The organism is Cohnella sp. GCM10012308 (genome assembly GCF_042649185.1).
GTDB lineage: Bacteria > Bacillota > Bacilli > Paenibacillales > Paenibacillaceae > Cohnella.
In genome coordinates this window covers 63,075-83,562 of record NZ_JBHRYU010000013.1, presented here as the reverse complement: position 1 = coordinate 83,562, position 20,488 = coordinate 63,075, and the positions used below count along the sequence as shown (strand labels likewise).

The 20,488-nt window shown below is 58.0% G+C and carries 14 protein-coding genes; all 14 read left to right on the top strand.

The genetic code is table 11. The features are described from left to right. Positions 1–629: 629 nt before the first annotated feature. Positions 630–833, top strand: coding sequence for a hypothetical protein (locus ACFOTD_RS16035; RefSeq protein WP_378120435.1), 204 nt, complete (start codon positions 630–632; stop codon positions 831–833). Then, positions 784–2,367, top strand: a complete 1,584-nt coding sequence (locus ACFOTD_RS16030) for an aminotransferase class III-fold pyridoxal phosphate-dependent enzyme (RefSeq protein WP_378120434.1) — start codon at positions 784–786, stop codon at positions 2,365–2,367. The genes ACFOTD_RS16035 and ACFOTD_RS16030 overlap by 50 nt, the downstream gene beginning before the upstream one ends. 24 nt (positions 2,368–2,391) lie before the next feature. Next, a complete protein-coding gene (locus tag ACFOTD_RS16025; RefSeq protein ID WP_378120432.1) occupies positions 2,392–3,165 on the top strand; it encodes a DeoR/GlpR family DNA-binding transcription regulator in 774 nt (257 codons plus the stop codon). Positions 3,166–3,193: 28 nt separating this feature from the next. Next, positions 3,194–4,300: an alanine dehydrogenase gene (gene ald, locus ACFOTD_RS16020; RefSeq protein WP_378120430.1), complete on the top strand. Its 1,107-nt coding sequence runs from the start codon at positions 3,194–3,196 to the stop codon at positions 4,298–4,300. After that, positions 4,284–5,753, top strand: coding sequence for a xylulokinase (locus ACFOTD_RS16015; protein ID WP_378120428.1), 1,470 nt, complete (start codon positions 4,284–4,286; stop codon positions 5,751–5,753). Before ald ends, ACFOTD_RS16015 begins: the two co-directional genes overlap by 17 nt. A gap of 14 nt (positions 5,754–5,767) precedes the next feature. Continuing rightward, positions 5,768–6,826, top strand: a complete 1,059-nt coding sequence (locus ACFOTD_RS16010) for an amidohydrolase family protein (RefSeq protein WP_378120426.1) — start codon at positions 5,768–5,770, stop codon at positions 6,824–6,826. Next, positions 6,823–8,214 carry an L-arabinose isomerase family protein gene (locus tag ACFOTD_RS16005; RefSeq protein WP_378120424.1) on the top strand — a complete coding sequence of 464 codons (1,392 nt, stop codon included), beginning with the start codon at positions 6,823–6,825 and terminating at the stop codon, positions 8,212–8,214. Before ACFOTD_RS16010 ends, ACFOTD_RS16005 begins: the two co-directional genes overlap by 4 nt. Before the next feature lie 150 nt (positions 8,215–8,364). Next, positions 8,365–10,347: a DUF4838 domain-containing protein gene (locus ACFOTD_RS16000; protein WP_378120422.1), complete on the top strand. Its 1,983-nt coding sequence runs from the start codon at positions 8,365–8,367 to the stop codon at positions 10,345–10,347. A gap of 49 nt (positions 10,348–10,396) precedes the next feature. Continuing rightward, positions 10,397–12,418 carry a hypothetical protein gene (locus tag ACFOTD_RS15995; protein WP_378120420.1) on the top strand — a complete coding sequence of 674 codons (2,022 nt, stop codon included), beginning with the start codon at positions 10,397–10,399 and terminating at the stop codon, positions 12,416–12,418. 173 nt (positions 12,419–12,591) lie between these two features. Beyond that, complete coding sequence (locus tag ACFOTD_RS15990; protein WP_378120419.1) at positions 12,592–14,286, top strand: extracellular solute-binding protein; 1,695 nt, start codon at positions 12,592–12,594, stop codon at positions 14,284–14,286. Between the two features lie 67 nt (positions 14,287–14,353). Next, complete coding sequence (locus tag ACFOTD_RS15985; protein ID WP_378120417.1) at positions 14,354–15,253, top strand: ABC transporter permease; 900 nt, start codon at positions 14,354–14,356, stop codon at positions 15,251–15,253. Positions 15,254–15,269: 16 nt separating this feature from the next. After that, positions 15,270–16,154, top strand: a complete 885-nt coding sequence (locus ACFOTD_RS15980) for a carbohydrate ABC transporter permease (RefSeq protein ID WP_378120415.1) — start codon at positions 15,270–15,272, stop codon at positions 16,152–16,154. An 89-nt stretch (positions 16,155–16,243) separates the two neighbouring features. Further along, on the top strand, positions 16,244–17,992 hold the full coding sequence (locus tag ACFOTD_RS15975; RefSeq protein ID WP_378120413.1) for a sensor histidine kinase: 1,749 nt from the start codon (positions 16,244–16,246) through the stop codon (positions 17,990–17,992). A 3-nt stretch (positions 17,993–17,995) separates the two neighbouring features. Next, positions 17,996–19,660, top strand: coding sequence for a response regulator (locus ACFOTD_RS15970; RefSeq protein WP_378120411.1), 1,665 nt, complete (start codon positions 17,996–17,998; stop codon positions 19,658–19,660). The last annotated feature ends 828 nt before the right edge of the window (positions 19,661–20,488 follow it).

Genomic DNA, 20,488 nt, shown 5'->3' with positions numbered 1-20,488 from the left:
GACGGAGCTTTATGGAAGGTTGGCGGGCAAAGAACCTGCATTTATACAGGTATTTTCTACCGACGTGCGGTATTTGATGAAATGCCTGCAAATGTGCAGGTAAATTCGTTGCACAAGCCGGAAACCCGGCTGACGGAGGGAAAAACCTGCATTTTCGCATCTTTTTGTCTAATGAGGCGATATCGGCGAAAAAAGATGTATATTTGCAGGCTTTGTGGCGAAAGAGCGGCATGGGCGACGATACGCGGAACCATGGGAAAGACCGACAGCTATGCCGTTGACAAGCGTTGCCCGCAAGGCCGGTTTCGGATATCCGCCAAATTTAAAAGGACTGTCAGGGGCGTGTTTCCCCGGCGGGTTCTTCTAAATGTACTGGTAAGCGAGAAAAGCGAAGTTACAGGAACGACGAGGGCGCTGGAGCGTGCTGCAAGCGATAATAGCGCGGTTACAGGAGCAACGAGCAAGCCTATGCACGAGCATCCAATGTGCAGTTAACACAACCTTTTTCGTCCGAAGGTGCTGTTGAGGCGATGTGCTTGCGGATTTCTTGTCATTGAGACGGGTTGCGGCACCTTTTATAGCTCGATTTTTACATTTGGCGTTGCCAAACGCAACATAAACGAATTATAATGCAAATAAAACGAAACATAAAAGAAAACAAAAAGAAAATTAAAGGAAAGCGAAAGCTTGCTTCGCAAAGCGGCGCAAAAGATGCAGGAAGCGCAAAAGATGCAGGAAGCGCAAAAGATGCAGGAGGCGCAAAAGATGCAGGAGGTGCAAAAGATGAAAGAAGTGCAGAACATGCAGAAGGTGCAGAACATGAAGCCGGTTAATAGCTCGCTGCAGGATTTGCTGGGCAAGGATTACGCGGATGCCGTAGCAGCCGCAGCCGCGTTCCTTACCGACTTGAGTCTGGAGGAAGCGCAGGAGATCGCACGCGAATCCATTGAATTTATGCCCGAAGCTTACATTCGGCGAATGGATGGCTTATTATCCCAGGTAGGGAGTCAGGTCGTGCCCGAGCTGAAGGGCGCGCATGCCGGCGCTCCGACGGATGCATTCCGGAAGGCCGCCAACCCCAAGGCCAGCCCGCTCGGCGGACTCGGATATTACCGGTTGGGAGAGGACGGGAAGCTGTACCTCATCACCAAGAGCGAGCATTACCACACGCCGCTGGGACACAATTTTCCCGGTTACAAGCTAATTGGCCAGGCGGAGCGGCTTGGCATCACCAATGCGACGCACAACAACACGCGCGGCTCCATCACACGCCTGCTGGAAAGGGAGCTCGTTCGCACGGCCAACGGCCTTGCCAAGGCGGACGCCGACGCGCTGGAGCAAGTATTGGATTCCCGCGAGCCTCACGTTCTCAATCGCGTCATCAATCTGGAGACGGGAACGTTGGCCTGCGAGGCCGCCATCAAGATGATGCTGGCGCGGTTTTATAAGCTGGACGACACGTTTCCGGATCCCCAGTATAAGGATCGGACGCCAGTATTCCTCGTCATGGCCGACCACGACGGGGGAAGCCAGGCCAACTATCACGGCACGACCATCGTCGCGCAGACGATGCGGGGGCTGTGGCCGGGAATCCGGGAGAAGCTGCAGGGAGAGATCATGCAGACCTGCCCCGTGCGCATCAACGACTTCGCGGATTTTAAAGCCAAGTTCGAACAATACAACAAACCGCCGTACAAGGTCGCCGGATTTCTGCACGAGATCGTCCTGATGAATTACGGGGGCATTTTGCTGGAGCCGTCTTATTTGCAAAAAGCGTACGCGCTCTGCCACGAACACGATACGCCGGTCATGTGCGACGAGATCCAGTCCTGCATGTGGTACCCCGGCATGTACCTGTTCAGGGAATACGGCTTGAACCCGGACTTCGTCGTCATTGGCAAAGGCTTCCCGGGCGGCCAATACCCGGCTTCCCGCGTCATCACCACCGCCGCGATGGACACGCTCAATCAGTTCGGCGCGCTGGTGACCAACGGCCAGGAGGAGCTCGCGGCGCTGGCCTATCTGATCACGATGAAATTTTCCGAGGAAAATGCGGATTACATCCGCGAAATGGGCACTTATTATGAAGAGAAGCTCCAGGGGCTCGCGCAGCGTCACGGCGGGCTGATCGAGAAGGTGGAAGGCAAGGGCCATCTATCCACGCTGTTCTTCCGCCAGCCCGGGAAGGTGACGGAATTTACCGCGATTCTAAACGGGAGCTGCATCGATATCAGCGCGCAAACCTATAAGGCAAAATGCCCGCCGGCAGCATTAACGAAGCCGCCCGTCATCGCTACGCCTGCCATGATCGATTACTTCGTTCATCGGATGGAAGAGGTCTTGAATCGCTTGAACGATCCCACTTAACGAGAGAGAGCGTGTGCGCATTATATGGAAGAACTCGATATCGACGAGAGAAGAAAACGAATACTGGATCTGCTCCACCGGGAAGGGAAAATCAAGGTCGCCGAATTGAGCAAGCTATTCGGGACTTCGGAGGTCACGATCCGGAGCGATCTGGACGAACTGGCGGCGCAAGAGCTGCTGCAGCGCACGCACGGCGGCGCGATCAGCACCTATAAATCCTATTACAACATGAATTTTCAGGACCGGCTGGAGACGCATCAGGAAGAGAAGAAAAGGATCGCGGTCGAAGCGGCCACGCAGATCTCCGACGGAGACACCTTGATCCTCGGATCGGGCACGACGCCTCTTTATGTGATGCGCGAGCTCAAAAACCATAAAAACCTGATCATCATTACGAACTCCCTGTCGATCGCGCAGGAAGCCGGCTACAGCCGGAACGTCCATGTCGTGGTTCTGCTGGGCGGCAACCTGAACGTTCCCTATCAATTCGTCTCGGGCGACGATACCATCGGCCAATTGAACAAGTACAAAGCCGACAAGCTCATTCTCTCGTCCGACGGCGTCAGCGCGGATTACGGGATCAGCACGTATCATCACCTGGAAGCGGAACTGTACCGGCATATGATCGCCAGGGTGGATAAGACGATTCTGGTCGCCGACTACACCAAGATCGGCAGATCGAATTTCTCGCTGATCGAGCGCGTCGAGAAGGCGGATTGCCTCATCACGAATCAGAACGCCAACAAGGAAGAAATCGAAGTTTTCAAGGAACGGGGCATTGAAGTTCGGCTGGTATGACTAAATCATGCGGGAGACGGTGATCGACATGAAGATCGGCGTAGTCAAAGAAATCAAGAACAACGAAAACCGGGTGGCGCTCACGCCGGGCGGCATCAAGGAGTTGGCCTCTCACGGACATCAAGTACTGGTGGAATCGCGCGCCGGCGAAGGCAGCGGCTTTGACGATTCGCAGTATACGCAGGCCGGCGGCATCGTGATGACCGACAAGGCCGAGCTTTTCGTACAAGCGGATCTCATCGTAAAAGTGAAGGAGCCGGTGGCGTCGGAATACGAGCTGTTCAAGCCGGGACAGGCGCTGTTCGCGTATCTGCATCTGTCCGCCGATCTGCCGCTGACGCGGATGATGCTCGAGAAAAAGCTTGCCGGCATCGCGTTCGAAACCGTGCGGCTGCCAAACGGCCAGCTTCCCTTGCTGGCGCCCATGAGCGAGGTGGCCGGCCGGATGGCCGTTCAGATCGGCGCGTCTCTGCTTCAGAAGAACAACGGCGGAATGGGGATTCTATTGGGCGGCGTGCCCGGCGTAAACCGTGCCGAGGTCGTCATTATCGGCGGGGGCGTCGTGGGAACCAACGCAGCCAAGATGGCGATCGGCGCCGGCGCGAACGTTACGATTCTGGATGTCGACAAGAGCAGGCTCGTCTACCTCGACGACATCTTCGGCGGCAAGGCGACCACCTTGATCTGCAACGATTACAATGTTGCGGAGGCCGTCAAGCGGGCCGACTTGCTCATCGGGGCGGTGCTGATTCCGGGCGCCAAGGCGCCGAAAATCGTGAAGGAATCCGTCGTCATGACGATGAAGCGCGGATCGGTTATCGTGGACGTGGCGGTCGATCAGGGCGGATCGATCGAGACGGTCGACCGGGTGACGACGCACGACAATCCTTATTACGAAAAGCATGGCGTGGTGCACTATTCCGTCGCCAACATGCCCGGCGCGGTACCGCGTACCTCTACCTTCGCGCTCGAAGCGGCGATGCTTCCGTACTTGGTCAAGCTGGCGAACAAAGGAATCAAGCCGGCGCTGGCGGAGCATCCGGATCTGCGTCTCGGGTTGAACACCTACGAAGGAGCGGTGACTTGCCGGCCTGTGGCGGACAGTCTCGGATTCGCGTATGCCGACCCGTTCTGATACTGAGCGCCCCGAATTCCGGCACCGCTATACGATCGGACTGGATCTGGGCACTTCCGCGGTCAAAGGCGTGCTCCTGTCCCCGGCGGGCGAGGTCGCAGCCAGGGCGAGGACGGAAACTCGCCTGAACGCGTACCCGGACGGCCGTGCCGAGTTCGATGCGGACGAACTGTTCGGCCTGACCGCGGACACGATCCGCCAATTGACTGCCGCGCTGCCGGCGGGGGGCGGCGTGGCGGGCTTATGCATGGCTTCGGCGAGCGGAAATACCGTGCTATTGAACGAGCGGGGTGAACCGATGCGTCCGGCGATCAGCTGGATGGACGAACGCGTCACGGACGAAATGGAAGCGGCGCTCGGCAAGCTGACGCCGGCGGCGGTTCACGAACGGACCGGTTGGCCGCTCCTGAAAGCGTTCCCGCTCGCTCACCTGTCCTGGTTGTCCGTTCACGAGCCGGACTTGCTGAAGCGGTCGGCCAAGGTGGGCATGAGCACGGAATACATGCTTTACAGGCTGACGGGCGAGTGGGCGATCGATCCGTCGCAGGCAACGACCTTCTATTTGCAAGACCAGCAGGCGAAGGACTGGCATGCGCCGTATCTTCATGCGCTTGGCATCCCAGAGGAAAAGCTGCCGCGCTTCGTCGCGACAGGTTCCCTGCTCGGCCGCATCACCGAAGCGGCCTCCGAGCTTACGGGGCTGCCGGCCGGCACGCCCGTGGCCGCCGGATCCTTCGATCACCCCGCCGCAGCGAGAGGGGCGGGCGTGCTGGACGAGGGCCAGCTGCTGCTCTCCTGCGGCACTTCGTGGGTTGGCTTCACGCCGCTGTCCAAGCGGAGCCAAGCGGTCGGCAACGGCATGCTGACGGATCCGTTTCTGCAGCCGGACGGTCCTTGGGGCGCGATGTTTTCGCTGCCCGCGATCGCCGTATCGGTGGACCGGATCGTTTGCGAATATATTTCCGATGCCCCGGACAGGTACGAAGCGTTCAGCGCGCTCGCCGCGTCCGCCGCGCCCGGCGCCGGCGGCCTGCTCCTCAACCCCTTGCTGGAAGCCGAGGCCGGCCGCTTCGCGAGCGTCTCCCCCGCCGATCTTGCAAGCGCCGTAATGGCGGGCACGGTCTACCTCCTACAATCGCACATTGATCGGCTCGCGCGAGTCGGCATCTCCTTTACGTCCGTCACGATGGTCGGCGGACCGTCGGACACGTATCCTTGGCCGCAGATCGTCGCCGACGTGCTAGGCGTAGAAGTCCACACGGTCAACGGCTCCTGCGCCGGCGCCGCCGGGGCTGCGCTTCTGGCAGCGGTGGCGGCCGGCCTGCATCCCGATGAGAGAGAAGCGTTCAAGCAAGCGGCGTTCCCCAAGCTGACGAGACAGCCGGATCGCGAGGCGCATGAGATCTATCGGCGGCAATACGAAGCGTTCGCCAAGCGATTCCCTACTGAATAATGGAGCGTGACAATATGAGCCTATTTCAGATCAAAGATGTCGACAAGGCTTTTTACGAGAGCAAGCTGCAATCCTTCCTGCCCGAACGGATTTTCGATATTCATACGCATGTATGGCTGGACCGCATCCGGATCCGCGAGGCGAACGCGCCCGTGAGAGCGGTGACCTGGCCCTCGCTCGTCGCCCGCGACAATTCGGTGGAGGATCTGTTCGAGACCTACCGCCTGATGTTTCCGGGAAAAGAGGTGACGCCGCTGCTGTTCTCCCAGGTCAGCCTGGAATACGATATCGACGCCGGCAACGAATACGTCCGCGCGAGCGCGCAGAAGCATGGGCTGCCTTCCTTTATGGTCACGAAGCCCGGACTCAGCGCCTCCGCGTTCGAAGAAGGCATCGAGAAGGGCGGATTTCTCGGCTGCAAGGTGTATCTGAACTTTGCCGACGTCCGCATTCCGGAGAAGGAAATCCGTATTTACGATTTCCTGCCGCCCCATCATCTGGAGGTGCTGAGCAGGCGCGGCTGGGCCGCCATGCTGCATATTCCGAGAGACGGCCGTCTGAAGGATCCCGTGAACCTGATGCAGATGCTGGAGATCGAACGGAAATATCCCGGGCTTAGGCTAATCATCGCGCATGTGGGCAGAGCGTATTGTCCGGAGGACCTCGGGAACGCGTTCGAGATACTGGCCGAAACGAAAAACATGGTGTTCGATATTAGCGCCAATACGAACGAGACCGTTTTCCGGGAGCTGATCAAGGCGGTAGGGCCGAAGCGCATTCTGTTCGGCAGCGACTTCCCGATCCTGCGGATGCGGATGCGGCGCATTTACGAGAACGGCAAATATATCAATCTGGTGCCGAAGGGCGTTTACGGCGACGTATCGGGCGATAAAAATTTGCGCGAGGTCGATGGCGAGGAAGCGGAAGCGTTGACGTTCTTCATGTACGAGGAGATCGAAGCGTTCCGGCGGGCGAGCCTCGCCGAGGGCTTGGGGCAGAAGGACATCGAGGACGTCTTTTACAACAACGCATTCGACCTGGTCGACGGAATCGGGAAGGAGAGGCGCAGATGAAGCCGCTGAAAATCGGGCTGCTGCCGCTGTACGTCCGGTTATATGACGATCATTGGCCCGAGCTTCGGGAAAGGGTGGACGCGTTCCACGGCACGATCGCCGGCGAGCTCCGCGGCAAAGGCCTCGACGTCGTCACCGTCCCGCCGTGCAGGGTCAAGCCGGAGTTCGAGGAAGCGATCGCCCGCTTCGAACGCGAGTCCGTCGATGCCGTGGTGACGCTGCATCTGGCGTATTCGCCCTCCCTTGAATCCATCGGCGCGCTGGCGGCCACGAGGCTTCCGCTTGTCGTGCTGGACACGACGCCCACGTACGAATTCGGTCCGTCGCAGCTGCCGGACGAGATCATGTACAATCACGGCATACACGGCGTACAGGACATGTGCAACCTGCTGCTCCGGCGGGGAAAGACGTTCCAGATCGAAGCGGGGCACTGGTCGCGGTCGGACGTGCTGGATCGGGTCGTCGAAGGCGTAAGAGCCGCCCGCATCGCGGACGGCATGAGGACGGCCAAGGTGGGCAGGCTGGGGCGCCCGTTTGCCGGCATGGGGGACTTCGAGGTGCCGGCCGACACGCTGCGCAAGGCGATCGGTATCGAGACCGTCGAGTTCGACTTGACGGAAGGCCGGACGCCGTTCGCGGAAATAACGGACGGAGAAATTGAAGAGGAAATCAAGTCGGACCGGGACCGCTTCGAGATCGGCGAGCTGGACGAGCGTCTATACTGGCAGTCGACGGCAGCCTGCTTGAAGGTGCGGCATTTGACGGAACAGCACGGACTGACCGCCTTTACCGTGAACTTCATGGACATTACGAGGTCGTCGGGCTTGTCCTGCATGCCTTTCCTGGAGGCGGGCAAAGCGATGGACCGCGGCGTCGGGTATGCGGGCGAAGGCGATGTCCTTACCGCTGCGCTGGTAGGCGCATTGCTGTCCGTCTATCCGGATGCCTCGTTCGCGGAGATGTTCTGTCCGGACTGGGAGCATAATCGCGTCTTCGTGAGCCATATGGGCGAGATGAATCTTCGCGTCGCCGCCGGGAAGCCCGCGCTCCTGGAGAAGGCCTTTCCTTTTACGGACGCCGACACGCCCGTCGCCGCCTATGCGGCATTCCGCGGCGGCCAAGCGGTATACGCTTGCCTGGCGCCGGCCAAGGACGACAGCTTTACGCTGATCCTGTCCGATGTGGACATGCTCGATACGCAGGGCCTGGACCGGATGCCGGAAACGATCCGCGGATGGTTTGCGCCCCGGCTGCCGGTGTCCGAATTCCTGGCCGCCTTCAGCCGCCACGGCGGCATTCACCATGGCGTGATCGTGTATGGCGACGCGTTGTCCGTGCTGGAGCGATTCGGCGAGCTCATGGGCTGGAAGGTCGTGAGCATCGGGTGAGAATGAACGTCATCGGATCGTTCCAGGCCGTGGAATGGTCCTGAAGCGGCCGTCCGTAAAGAGATGTACATGAATGTAAACAAATGCGTATAGAGCGCACGCCGCACGCCTTCTATAATTTGGGCATAAGTCCAAATCAGGAGGAACGGCATGAACCCTCTCATTCGCATCATCGACGGAGGCGGCGAACCGGTCGCGTTTGCCGCGGAACAATTAAAGGTTTACTTGAGCTTCTTGTCTGAAGGGGAGATTGCGATAGCCCGATCCGAGCGGTACCGCCCGGACGAGCCCGGAATCTGGATCGGACTGCAGGAGGCTTTTTCTTATGCGCCGGACGAGGATCGGCTTCAGTCTGAGTCGCGGGATGCGATCCGGATCGATATCCGGGAAGGCAACGGCATCTTGAGCGGCTCCAATCCGGGGAGCGTGCTGCTTGCGGTCTACCGGTACTTGCAGGAATTGGGCTGCAGATGGGTGAGGCCTGGCAAAGACGGCGAAGTGATTCCCCGGAGGGATTACCGGACCCGGACGGTACGCATCTCGGAGCAGGCGGACTTCAAGTATCGCGGCATCTGCCTGGAGGGCGCGGTCAGCGTGGAGAACGTGCTGGAGATGATCGACTGGCTGCCCAAAGCGGGCTTTAACGGGTACTTCATCCAGTTCAGGGAAGGCTACGTTTTTTTTGAAAGGTGGTACCACCACCTGCGCAACCCCGGGAAGGAAACGTCCGGGCTGCTAGATTTGGACGCCGCAAGCGCTTATGTGGAGCGGGCGGCGGCAGAGATTCGGAAAAGGGGATTGACGTACCATGCGATCGGTCACGGGTGGACCTGCACGGCGCTCGGTATCCCGGGCCTCGGCTGGGATCGGGTGGCGGGAGAAGCTGCGCCGGAAATAAAGCCTTATTTGGCCGAAGTGGACGGAAAGCGCGATTGGTGGCGCGGCGTGCCGCTCGATACGGAGCTATGTTATTCGAATCCCGCGGCCAGAACCAGGATGACGGAGGAGATCGTACGGTATGCGCTGGATCATCCGGACATCGACCTGCTTCACGTATGGCTGTCGGACGGACATAACAATCAATGCGAATGCGCGTCATGCCGGCTGGCGACGCCCTCCGACTGGTACGTTCTCCTGTTGAACGAACTGGACGATGCTCTGACCGCCAACGGGATCAAGACGCGGATCGCCTTCCTGCTCTATCAGGAGCTGCTGTGGCCGCCGCAGCGGGAGCGGATTCGTCGTCCCGACCGCTTCGTTCTCATGTTTGCGCCCATTACCCGTCCTTACGGCAAGACGTTTGCGGAAGCGGAGGCGCTGCCGGCGCTTTCTCCGTTCGAGCGGAACGCGATTCGCTTCCCGCTGACGATCGAGGACAACCTGGCTTATTTGAAAGGCTGGCAGGACGTATTCCCCGGAGAAGGCTTCGACTTCGACTACCACTTCATGTGGGCGCATCAGAAGGATCCGGGACAGATGTCGATCTCGCGCGTCCTTCACGAGGATATCAGGCATCTGCACGACATCGGCTTGCAAGGGTACGTGAGCTGCCAGGTGCAAAGGGCCTTTTTCCCGCACGGACTCGGCCTTACGGTGATGGGCAGGACGTTATGGAACCGGCATTTGAGCTTCGAGGAGATCGCAGGCGATTATTTCCTGGCAGCCTACGGGGAAGACGGCTTCAAGTGCCGCGATTATATGACCGCTTTATCGGCGCTGTTCGAGAAGCTCGATCTGGACCGCACGACGAACCGGACGCCAGATGCTGTCTTTTCGGACGGTGCCTTTTCGAGCGATGCCTATTCTGATGCTGCCATTATAGAAGCCGTTCAAGCGGAGCTCCGTCGCTTCGAGCCGGTTATCGGGGGCAACCTGTCCGCCGAGATTCCGTGCCACGCGGCATCGTGGGCGCACCTGAAATATCACCGGGAAGTATGGCTGTCGATGACAGAGGCGCTGAAGCATCTCTATGGCGGTCGCGCGGAAGAAGCGCTCGCAGGCTGGAACGACTTGAAAAACAGTCTGTGGGACAACGAAGAAGCCTACCAGCCGGTATTGGACGTCTTTAATTTTACGCTCGTTTTCGACGGCGTTTTTTCTGGCAGTCGAGAAGCTGCGGTCCAGCCTGATTGAATAGGAGAGGTATGGCTAACCAATCATTTACGGACGGGAATGAACCGACATGACGAATTTTTCATACATGCTGCGCTATGCGCTGCAGCCGGGACACCGGGAAGAGGAGCGCCTGGAGGCGCTGGTCGCGTTTTGCCGCGAGGGACATATCGACGATGTGATGTTCTTTATCGAGCCGATGAACCTGAACCATACTCGAATGGAAGAAGCGAGGCCTTGGATGGAGACGATCGCCAAGGCGAAGGCTCGATTGGACCTCATCGGCGTGACAACCTCGATCAATCCGCTGAACACGCTTCTGCATGATGCCGCAGGCAACCGTTTGTCCGAGGATCTGAACTTTCAATTGATGGTCGATCCGCAAGGGACATCCTCCTCCGTCGTGGCTTGCCCGCTGTGTCCGGAATGGCGCAGCTATATCGCGGAGATGTATGCCTATTATGCGACCTTGAAGCCTTATTCGCTTTGGATCGAAGATGATTTCCGCTTCCATAACCACGGGCCGCTCGAATGGGGCGGATGCTTCTGCGATGCCCATCTGCGCGAATTCGCCCGCATGGCAGGGCTTACGTCCATCGGACGGGAGGCGTTCGTCGCGGGATTGCTGGCCGGGGGAGAGCCGCACGAGTACCGGCGGATCTGGCTGGATTCGTGCCGGCAGACGCTCGTGGACGTGGCGAAATTGATCGCCGACGCTGTGCATCGGGTCTCGCCGGATACCCGCATGGGCTTGATGACGAGCATGCCGAGCGTGCACGCGGCCGAAGGCCGGGATTGGCACGCCTTGATCGAGGCGCTGGGCGGCGCCCGGCATGCCCTCGTTCGGCCGCATCTGCCGGCCTACCGCGAGACGAGCGGCATGCAGTATGCGTGGCTTTTCCAAGAGGTCTCCATGCTGACCGCCGCTTATCTGCCCCCGCATTCAGAACTGAGGCCTGAGTTGGAGAATGTCCCCTATACGTCCTTTTCCAAATCGAAGACTTTCCAGAAATATCAAGTAGAGACTTCCTTGCTGCTCGGCAGCCAGGGAATCACGCTTAATATCGTCGATATGGCCGGCAACGGCCTGTATCCCGAGGAGCGGGCGGAGCTTTGGTTGAGCGAGGAGAAGACGTTCCTGGATGCTGCGGCTTCCCTGGACCTCTCTATGGATCAAATGGAGGGCGTGCAGGTGCTGGTCAACGAACGCTCCGCCTATCGGCTGCACACGTCTTCCCCCTGCCATATGGAGGCGCTGTATCCGGCGGAAGCCTTTTGGTCCGGTTTGTTGTCCGCCTTCGGAATCGCCAACAAATATGCGGTGAACCGGCCGGAATCGAACGGGGCGATCGCCTTGTCCGGACAGAGCTTGCGGAATTACGGCGAGGCCGAAATACGGGCGCTGTTCGCGGCGCATGCCGTTTTGCTGGAAGGGGACGCGGTCGACACGCTGTGCGCGATGGGGCTGGGCTCGCTCTGCGGCGCGAAGCAGGCGTCGTGGACGGAGCTGCAGACCTGCGAGCAAATCGTGGACGGTCGGGAGTATGCGGGCACAAGGGAGGGGAGAATGCGCCCTTATCTGACCCTGGGACGCTTTTTAAACGTTGAATACGAGGAAGATGCTTCGATAGAAATCGTCTCCGACATCCGAACCGTGCAGGGAGTTCGGGTATGCGCGGGCATGACGATCGTGGACGGGCGCATCTTTATTCTGCCTTACGGACAGCGCCAGCCCGAGGGACTGCTGAATCCGATCCGCCGGGCCGTCATCCAGGAAGTGCTGGCCGCCATGCCGGGACGCCGGCCTTTAACGATCGCAAGCTATGCGCCTCATGTGTCGGTATTCGAGTACCGGTCGGGGCGGCGCCAAGCGATTGCGCTCGTCAACCATTCGCTGGACGAGGTGGACGAGATCGCGCTTGCCGGCGCGGACCTGACGGGCGAAGCTTGGCGGTTCTTCAGCCGCGACGTGCCGTCGGGACGGCCGATTCCTTTGCGGAGCCATGCGGACCGGACAATCGTGCAAGGGAGATTGGCGCCGTTGTCGCTGACCCTTTTGGTGCGGAATGGCGAGCCGGGCATTGGGAAGTAAACAACTGTACACGAAAGTAAAGGGATGTGTATAGAGCTTCGCGTCCTCCATCTCTTACAATGTAGACAAGGGAAACGGCCGTATAGTTAACATACATAATATGTATAATTATTCGGTTTTTCTCTTCCGCTAGTTCATTACTCGTTTCCTAACGAAAATGGAGGGGTCCGAAAATGAAACGAAAGAGACGAATCACGGCCGCCGGCTTGCTGATCGCATCGCTGCTCGCCGTCACCGCTTGCAGCGGCAACAACACGAACGAGGGAGCCGCGAATACGGCTCAGCCGAGCGGCGGGGCAACGGCAAGCGACGGCACCGCAAGCGACGGCAGCGCAAGCGGCAGTCCGAAGCCGGTGGAGATCACGATGGTGCGCGAGAACGCGGCGGACATCAAGTACAAGGCAGGCGAGACCATCGACAAAAACGCCGTCTCCGATGCGCTTCAACGGGATCTCGGCATTACGATCAAGAATCTGTGGGTGGCGGAAACGTCGCAGTATAAACAAAAGGTTCAAATGAGCATTTCTTCGAACGACATTCCGGATCTGATGTTCGTCGGCGACACGGCCCAGCTTCAGCAGCTCATCGAAGCCGATATGATCATGGACCTGACGGACGTTTACGAGAAAAACGCGACCGCGGAAACGAAAGCCTACCTGACCGGAGACGGCGGCAAGCAGATGGAGTCGGCCAAAATCGGAGGCAAGCTGATGGCGATTCCGATGACCAACGGCCCCTATGGCGCTTCTACGGAAGTGTGGATTCGCAGGGATTGGCTGAAGAAGCTGAATCTCCAGGAGCCCAAAACGATGCAGGACGTCGTGAATATCGCCCAGGCGTTCGCTTCGCAGGATGCCGGCGGGACCGGCAAGACGTACGGACTTCCGCTGACGAAGGAATTCTTCGAAGACCAGACCTTCGATATCAAAGGCTTTTTTAACGGCTATCATTCGTACCCGAACCAATGGATCAAGGATGCGTCCGGCCAGCTGGTGAACGGCAACATCCAGCCGGAGACCAAGCAGGCGCTCAAGCAGCTGCAGGATATGTACAAGGCCGGTCTCATCGATCCCGAATTCGGCGTCAAGGATGTCACGAAGGAGAGCGAGCTGGTCGCCTCGAACAAGATGGGCATCGTATACGGACCTTTCTGGCTGAGCGCGTACCCGCTCTTCACGAGCGCGGTCAAGAACGGCAAGCTTGAGCAGGACTGGTGGCCGTATCCGATCGTGTCGGCCGACGACAAGCCCGCCCTGTCGCAGATCGAGCTGGGCGTCGGAGGCTATTACGTCGTCAACAAAAAAATGAAGAATCCCGAAGCGGTCATCCGGCTTCTGAACAAGTGGGTCCAGGCTTATACGAATCCGGCCGAGTCGGACAAAGTATATCTTCTCCAAAACGAAGAAGCATCCAACTATTGGAAGCTCAATCCAATCCGCGCGTTCTCCCAGACGGAGACCGTCCTGCTGGGCGACTCCGTGCCGAAGGCGGTCGAAGCCAAGGATCCCGCTTCGCTTACGGGTCTTGAAGCCCCGAACCGTTACGGCAAGATCATGAAGTATCTGGACGGAGATATGAGCGAATGGGCGGAATATCCGATCTCCGGACCGAAGGGCGCCTTCTCCATCATGTACGACTATCTGCAGAACGACCGTTACCACTTTAACGAGTTTTACGGGGCATTCGGTCCTGTCATGCTGGAGAAAAAGCCGATACTCGATGCCAAGATGAACGAGGTTTTCTTCAAAATCATTATGAACAACGCGCCGATCGACGATTTCGATAAATTCGTGGACGAGTGGAAGAGGCTCGGCGGCGACGAGATGACGGCCGAAGTGAACGCCTGGTACGCCGAAACGACGAAGTAAGGTTATGCGGCAGGGGAGCTCGCTCGCCGGAGGTCCCCTCCCGATTTGTTTAGGAGGAAGCCCGCCTATGATCGTCAAACGATTGAAAAGAGAATGGCCGTTGCATCTGCTGCTGCTGCCGGGTATCGCCATGGCCGTCCTGTTCAGCTATGTCCCGATGGCGGGGATCTTGATCGCGTTCGAAAAATTTATTCCTACCCGCGGGATCTTCCATTCCCCATGGGTCGGCTTCAAAAACTTCGCGTACATGTTCGATTATCCGGACATCGACCGGATTATGTTCAACACCCTGTTTATCGCGTTCATGAAAATTATCGGCGGCCTGCTCGTGCCCATCGCGATCTCGCTGCTCCTGAATGAAATCCGCAAAGAAGCATTCAAGCGGACCGTTCAAACCCTCGTCTATTTGCCTCACTTTTTGTCCTGGGTGCTGCTGGGCGGCATCTTGATCGACCTGCTGTCGCCGACGTCCGGCATCATCAACCAGTTTCTGGGCTGGCTCGGATTCCGGCCGATTTATTTTCTTGGCAGCAATGCCTGGTTTCCTTATACGCTTGTCGTCTCGGATATTTGGAAAGAGTTCGGGTTCAGCACGATCGTCTATTTGGCTGCGTTAACCAGTATCAATCCTTCCTTGTACGAGGCAGCGGAGATGGACGGAGCCGGACGCTGGAAGCAGACTTGGCACGTGACGCTTCCCGGCATGCTGCCGATCGTCGTATTGATGGCGACCCTCAGCATCGGCAACGTGCTCAATGCAGGCTTCGAGCAAATCTTCAATTTGTATAGTCCGATCGTGTACGAGAGCGGCGATATTATAGATACCTTCGTTTACCGCGTAGGATTCGAGCAGGTCCAGTACGGATTGGCGACGGCGGTCGGCTTGTTGAAATCCGTGGTGTCCTTCGTCTTGGTGGCTATGTCGTATACGATGGCCTACCGCTTTGCCGGTTATCGCATTTTCTAGGAAAGGAGGCCGTCCGTTGACCTCGCGCATGTCCATTGGCAGAAAGCTGTTCACAGTCGGCAATTACGGCTTTTTGGTCTTACTGTCCCTGCTCTGCCTGTTTCCGTTGATCCATATGTTCGCATTGTCTCTCAGCTCCGGCGCGGCTGCCGCGGCAGGAAAGGTATCGCTGTGGCCCGTGGAGTTCACCACGGCGGCTTACCGGAATATCGTGAGCAAGCCGGAATATTTGACCGCATTCGGGATTTCGGGCCAGCGGCTGGTGTTGGGTACGCTGTTCAGTCTGATTCTCACCGTGATCACGGCTTATCCTTTGTCGAAGGACAATGACTCTTTTCAATTTCGAACCTGGTATACCTGGATATTCGTATTTACGATTTTGTTCGGCGGCGGCTTGGTGCCCTGGTACATGACGATCAAGAAGCTCGGTCTGATGGACTCGATCTGGGCGTTGGTACTGCCCGGCGCGCTTGCGGTATTTAACATCATTCTGCTGCTTAATTTCTATCGCGGTCTGCCCAAGGAGCTGGACGAATCGGCGAGATTGGACGGAGCGGGGCATTTCCGGGTTCTGTGGAGCATCATGGTGCCCTTGTCCATGCCCGCGCTGGCGACGGTGGGGCTGTTCACCATGGTGAATCATTGGAACAGCTGGTTCGACGGTCTCGTGCTGATGAACCGGCCGGAAAATTATCCGCTGCAAACCTTTTTGCAAACGATCGTGATTAACCGCGACATGCGCTTCATCAGCTCTCAGGATGCCGAGCTGCTTCGCTTGATCTCCGACCGCACGAGCAGCGCGGCGCAAATTTTCGTCGCTACGCTTCCGATCCTTCTCGTCTATCCATTCCTGCAAAGATTTTTCATTAAAGGAATCGTGCTGGGCAGCGTGAAGGAATAAGGGGAGGGGCGCGTGGTCGCTTTCCTTGCCGGCATGCTAAAGTGTACTTACGCACAGAGATGCATCATCGGCCGGCAGGGGGAGTCATCATGCTGAATTTGCCCAAGTGGAACCGTTTTACGATTTTTACCAAGCTGATGCTGATCTTCATGGTCGTATTGGCTCCTTTATACCTGTTGACGCTTGTCATCAACAACAAGGGCGCGGAGAGCGTCCGCAGGGAGATCTCGCAATCCATCTCGAGCCGCAACGACTTCTACAGAAATATGCTGGAGATGGAGGTGGAGCGGCTGCTGCGCGTGCTTCCCGAATACGCGGCCGACAAGGACCTCATGCTGCTCGGCTCGATCGGCGACAGCATCAGCGACTACGAGAAATTCGAGATGATCAGCGCCATTCAAAAGCGCATCGAACTGATCAAATACAACAGCAATTACATTAAAGAAGTCAGGGCCTACATTCCTTTGCTTCAAAGAACGATTTTGAGCTCGAAGTACGAAACCGAGATCCGGTCCGACGAGTTCGAGGCGCTGCAGCTAAAAAACCATATTCAGGAAAGCCCGCTCATTTATTGGGAAGGCCGGCTGTTCGTCAGCATGCAGTACCCCGCCGTGGTCAACCGCAAGGCGCTGTTCGTCGTCGGCGTGGAAATGTCGGTGGATAAGCTCATCGGAACGTTGAGCGAAGTAATCAGCGTCCCGGAGGGCAACGCCGCGTTGGTGAACCTCTCGCAGAACTGGACGATCTCGGGTGAAAAAGACCCGGCCATCCTTGCGGCGCTTCGCGAATATTTCGCCGATCGGCGGCAAGAGAAGGCCGCGGGCTACGAGACGCTGCGAATCGGGAGCGTCCCCTATCTGATCTCGTACACGTATTCCCCGGCGCTTGCTTCCTATCTCGTGAGCTACGTTCCGGAGAGCAGCATGACCGGCCCGACCCGCAAATACCAGCTTTGGATCCTGGGCGTTTCGGTGTTGTCCCTGTTTATCGTGCTGTCGTTCTCCATGTCCATTTTTCGTATGATTCACCGTCCGTTAAAGCGGCTGATCGGCGCCTTCAAGCTGATGAGAACCGGAGACATCAGGCCGATCGCCCATCCGCCGGCGCAGGATGAATTCGGATATTTGTACAAAGCGTACAACGAGACGGCGATTCACTTGAAGACGCTGATCCAGGAAAACTACGAGCAGAAAATACACAGCCAGCGGTCCGAATTGAAGCGGCTGCAATCCCAGATCAATCCGCATTTTCTCTATAATTGTTTTTTCGTCCTGTGCCGGTTGATCAAGTCCGAGGATCTGGAGCTGTCTTACCGATTCTGCCAGTACGTCGGCGAATACTTCCAGTTCATCACCCGCAACGATGCCGATCAAGTGGCGCTCGGTACGGAGTTCAAGCATGCCTGGACGTACGTCGAGCTGCAGAAGGTATGCTACGGGGAACGGATACAGGTCGATTTCGAGGCGCTAACGCCCGAGCTTGCCCATTACCAGGTACCGCGCCTGATCCTGCAGCCGATCGTCGAGAACATCTACAAGCACGCCGTCGCCGGTATGATCCAGGGCGGCAAGCTGTCGATCCATACGGAGCGCAGCGGAGACGACTTGACGATCTACATGGAGGACAGCGGCAGCGGACTGGCAGAACAGGATCTGGACCGGCTGAATCAACGCCTCGGCCTGTCGGCCCACGGCATCGAGGATACGACGGGGATCATCAACGTACACCGGCGCATTCAGATCATGTACGGTCCGGAATACGGCTTGCGCATGTCGCGATCGAGGCTGGGCGGGTTGTGCGTCGCGATCCGGCTGGCGCTTCAAGCAAAGGAGGGATGAGGCATGTACAGACTGCTGATTGTCGACGATCTTCCGGTCATTTCTAACGGTCTGGCGGAGCTGTTCGAAAAGGAGAGCCATCTGCCTCTGGAGGTGTACAAGGCCTATTCCGGCTTCGAGGCGCTGGAGCTCATGAAACGGTACCGCATCGATATCGTGCTGTCGGATATCATCATGCCCGGCATGGACGGCATCGAGCTGCTGCGGCAGATTCGCCGGAGCTACCCGATCTGCAAGGTGATTCTGCTGACCAGCCATAGCGATTTTAACTATGTGCAGAGCGCGATGTCGCTGGGCGGGATGGAATATCTGCTGAAGACGGAGAGCGACGAAGTCATCGTCCAGTCGGTGGAGAAGGCTATACAGAGCCTGGAAAAGGAGTATGACGCGCGGCGGTTGATCGAGAAGGCCGAGGCGCATATGAAGATGGCGCTGCCTTCCTTGCAGAAGGAATATTTGTGGATGCTTCTTCAAGGAAAAAAGGTCGGGTCCCCGCTCATGGCGGAGCATTTCTCGAATTTGCAGCTTCCTTTCCACCCGGATCATCCCGTCTTTCTGCTGCTGTGCCGGGTGGACGACTGGAACGAGATTACGACCGCGCCGGACAAAGCGCTGATGATCTACGCGGCGGAAAACATCGCGGAGGAATTCTTTTCCGACTCCGTCAATCTGGTCTCCCTTGTCTATGAATCTTCTAAAATGATCTGGATCTTGCAGCCCCAATCCGTGGAGCCGGAGGCGTGGGAGCGGACGTTCCATTACGTCAACGGGATGATGGAAATGATCCAGAGCAAGTGCCAGCAATTGCTGAAGCTGTCGATCTCGTTCGTCCTCGGCAGTCGCGAAGTCCCGTGGCCCGAGCTGGCGGAACGGTTCCATGCGCTGAAGTTCTTGTTCGTGAGGGGGCTCGGTTGGCGCAGGGGCATTCTGTTGACGGACGAAAAGCTTGCTCACGATGCGTCCGGGACTTCTACGAGCAGCGAGGGCGCCGGGCAGCAAAGCCGAACGAAGAACTTCGAGCTGCAAAGCAAAGTACAATTCCTGCTCAACGCGCTGGAAAATGCCAGCGAGGAGGAATTTTACCGAATTTACGAAGACCTGTCTCCCGTGTTCACGGAGGATCGAATTCCGCGCCTGCAGAAGCTGGAGCTCTACCATGCGATGGCGCTCGTTTTTCTGACCTTCGTAAACAAGTACGATCTCGAGCGGGAACTCGGCGATCAGATGGATTGGAGCAGACTGGCGCAGTTCGACGACGGCGTATCCTGGCCCGAGTGGAGCCGCTATTTCCTCCAGCTGGCGCACGGCATCATTTCGTGGAACATCAATCAGCAGGAGCAGAGCACCCATGAGGTCGTCAAAAAGGTGCATGAGTTCATCGAAAGCCATCTGTCCACGGACATCTCGCTGATCCATTTGGCGGACCATGTGAACCTGAATCCCTCGTACCTGTCCAGATTGTACAAGCAGATCACCGGGAACGGGCTGTCGGATTACCTGATGGAATTCCGGGACCGCAAAGCCAAAGAATTGCTGAAAAAGAGCCCGCTCAAGGTCCATGAGATCGCGGCGGAGCTGGGCTATAACTCCTCCCATGCCTTCATCCGTTTTTTCAAAAAGCAGAACCGCATTACGCCTCAGGAATATCGGGAACAGTGGGGACAGTGAGGACAGTGAGCATAGCGATGAAGAAAAAGACGGTGCCGAGGGCACCTCCGGCTGTAGTAGACTGAAAATTCTGAAATTTATGTGAGCTAGGCGATGCTAGATTCGCGGGATCCGAAGGTTCATCGCCTGCACTAGGAGAGGCGATGCTAGTTTTGCGGACCGCGGGAGGTTCATCGCCTGCACTAGGAGAGGCGATGCTAGTTTTGCGGACCGCGGGAGGTTCATCGCCTGCACTAGGAGAGGCGATGCTAGTTTTGCGGACCGCGGGAGGTGCATCGCCTGCACTAGGAGAGGCGATGCTAGTTTTGCGGACCGCGGGAGGTGCATCGCCTGCACTAGGAGAGGCGATGCTAGTTTTGCGGACCGCGGGAGGTCCATCGCCTGCACTAGGAGAGGCGATGCCAGCTTTGCGGCCCGCGGGAGGTCCATCGCCTGCACGACGAGAGGCGATGACGATATTGCGGGCCGCGGAAGGTGCATCGCCTGCACTACGAGAGGCGATGCCGGCTTTGCGGCCCGCGGAGGGCCAATCGCCTGCACGACGAGAGGCGATGACGATATTGCGGGCCGCGGGAGGTCCATCGCCTGCACTAGGAGAGGCGATGCTAGTTTTGCGGACCGCGGGAGGTTCATCGCCTGCACTAGGAGAGGCGATGCCGGCTTTGCGGACCGCGGGAGGTTCATCGCCTGCACGACGAGAGGCGATCCTTGCTTCACGGGCCTCGGGAGGTCCATCGCCTGCACGACGAGAGGCGATGCCGGCTTTGCGGACCGCGGAGGGCCTATCTCCTGCACGACGAGAGGCGATGCTAGTTTTGCGGACCGCGG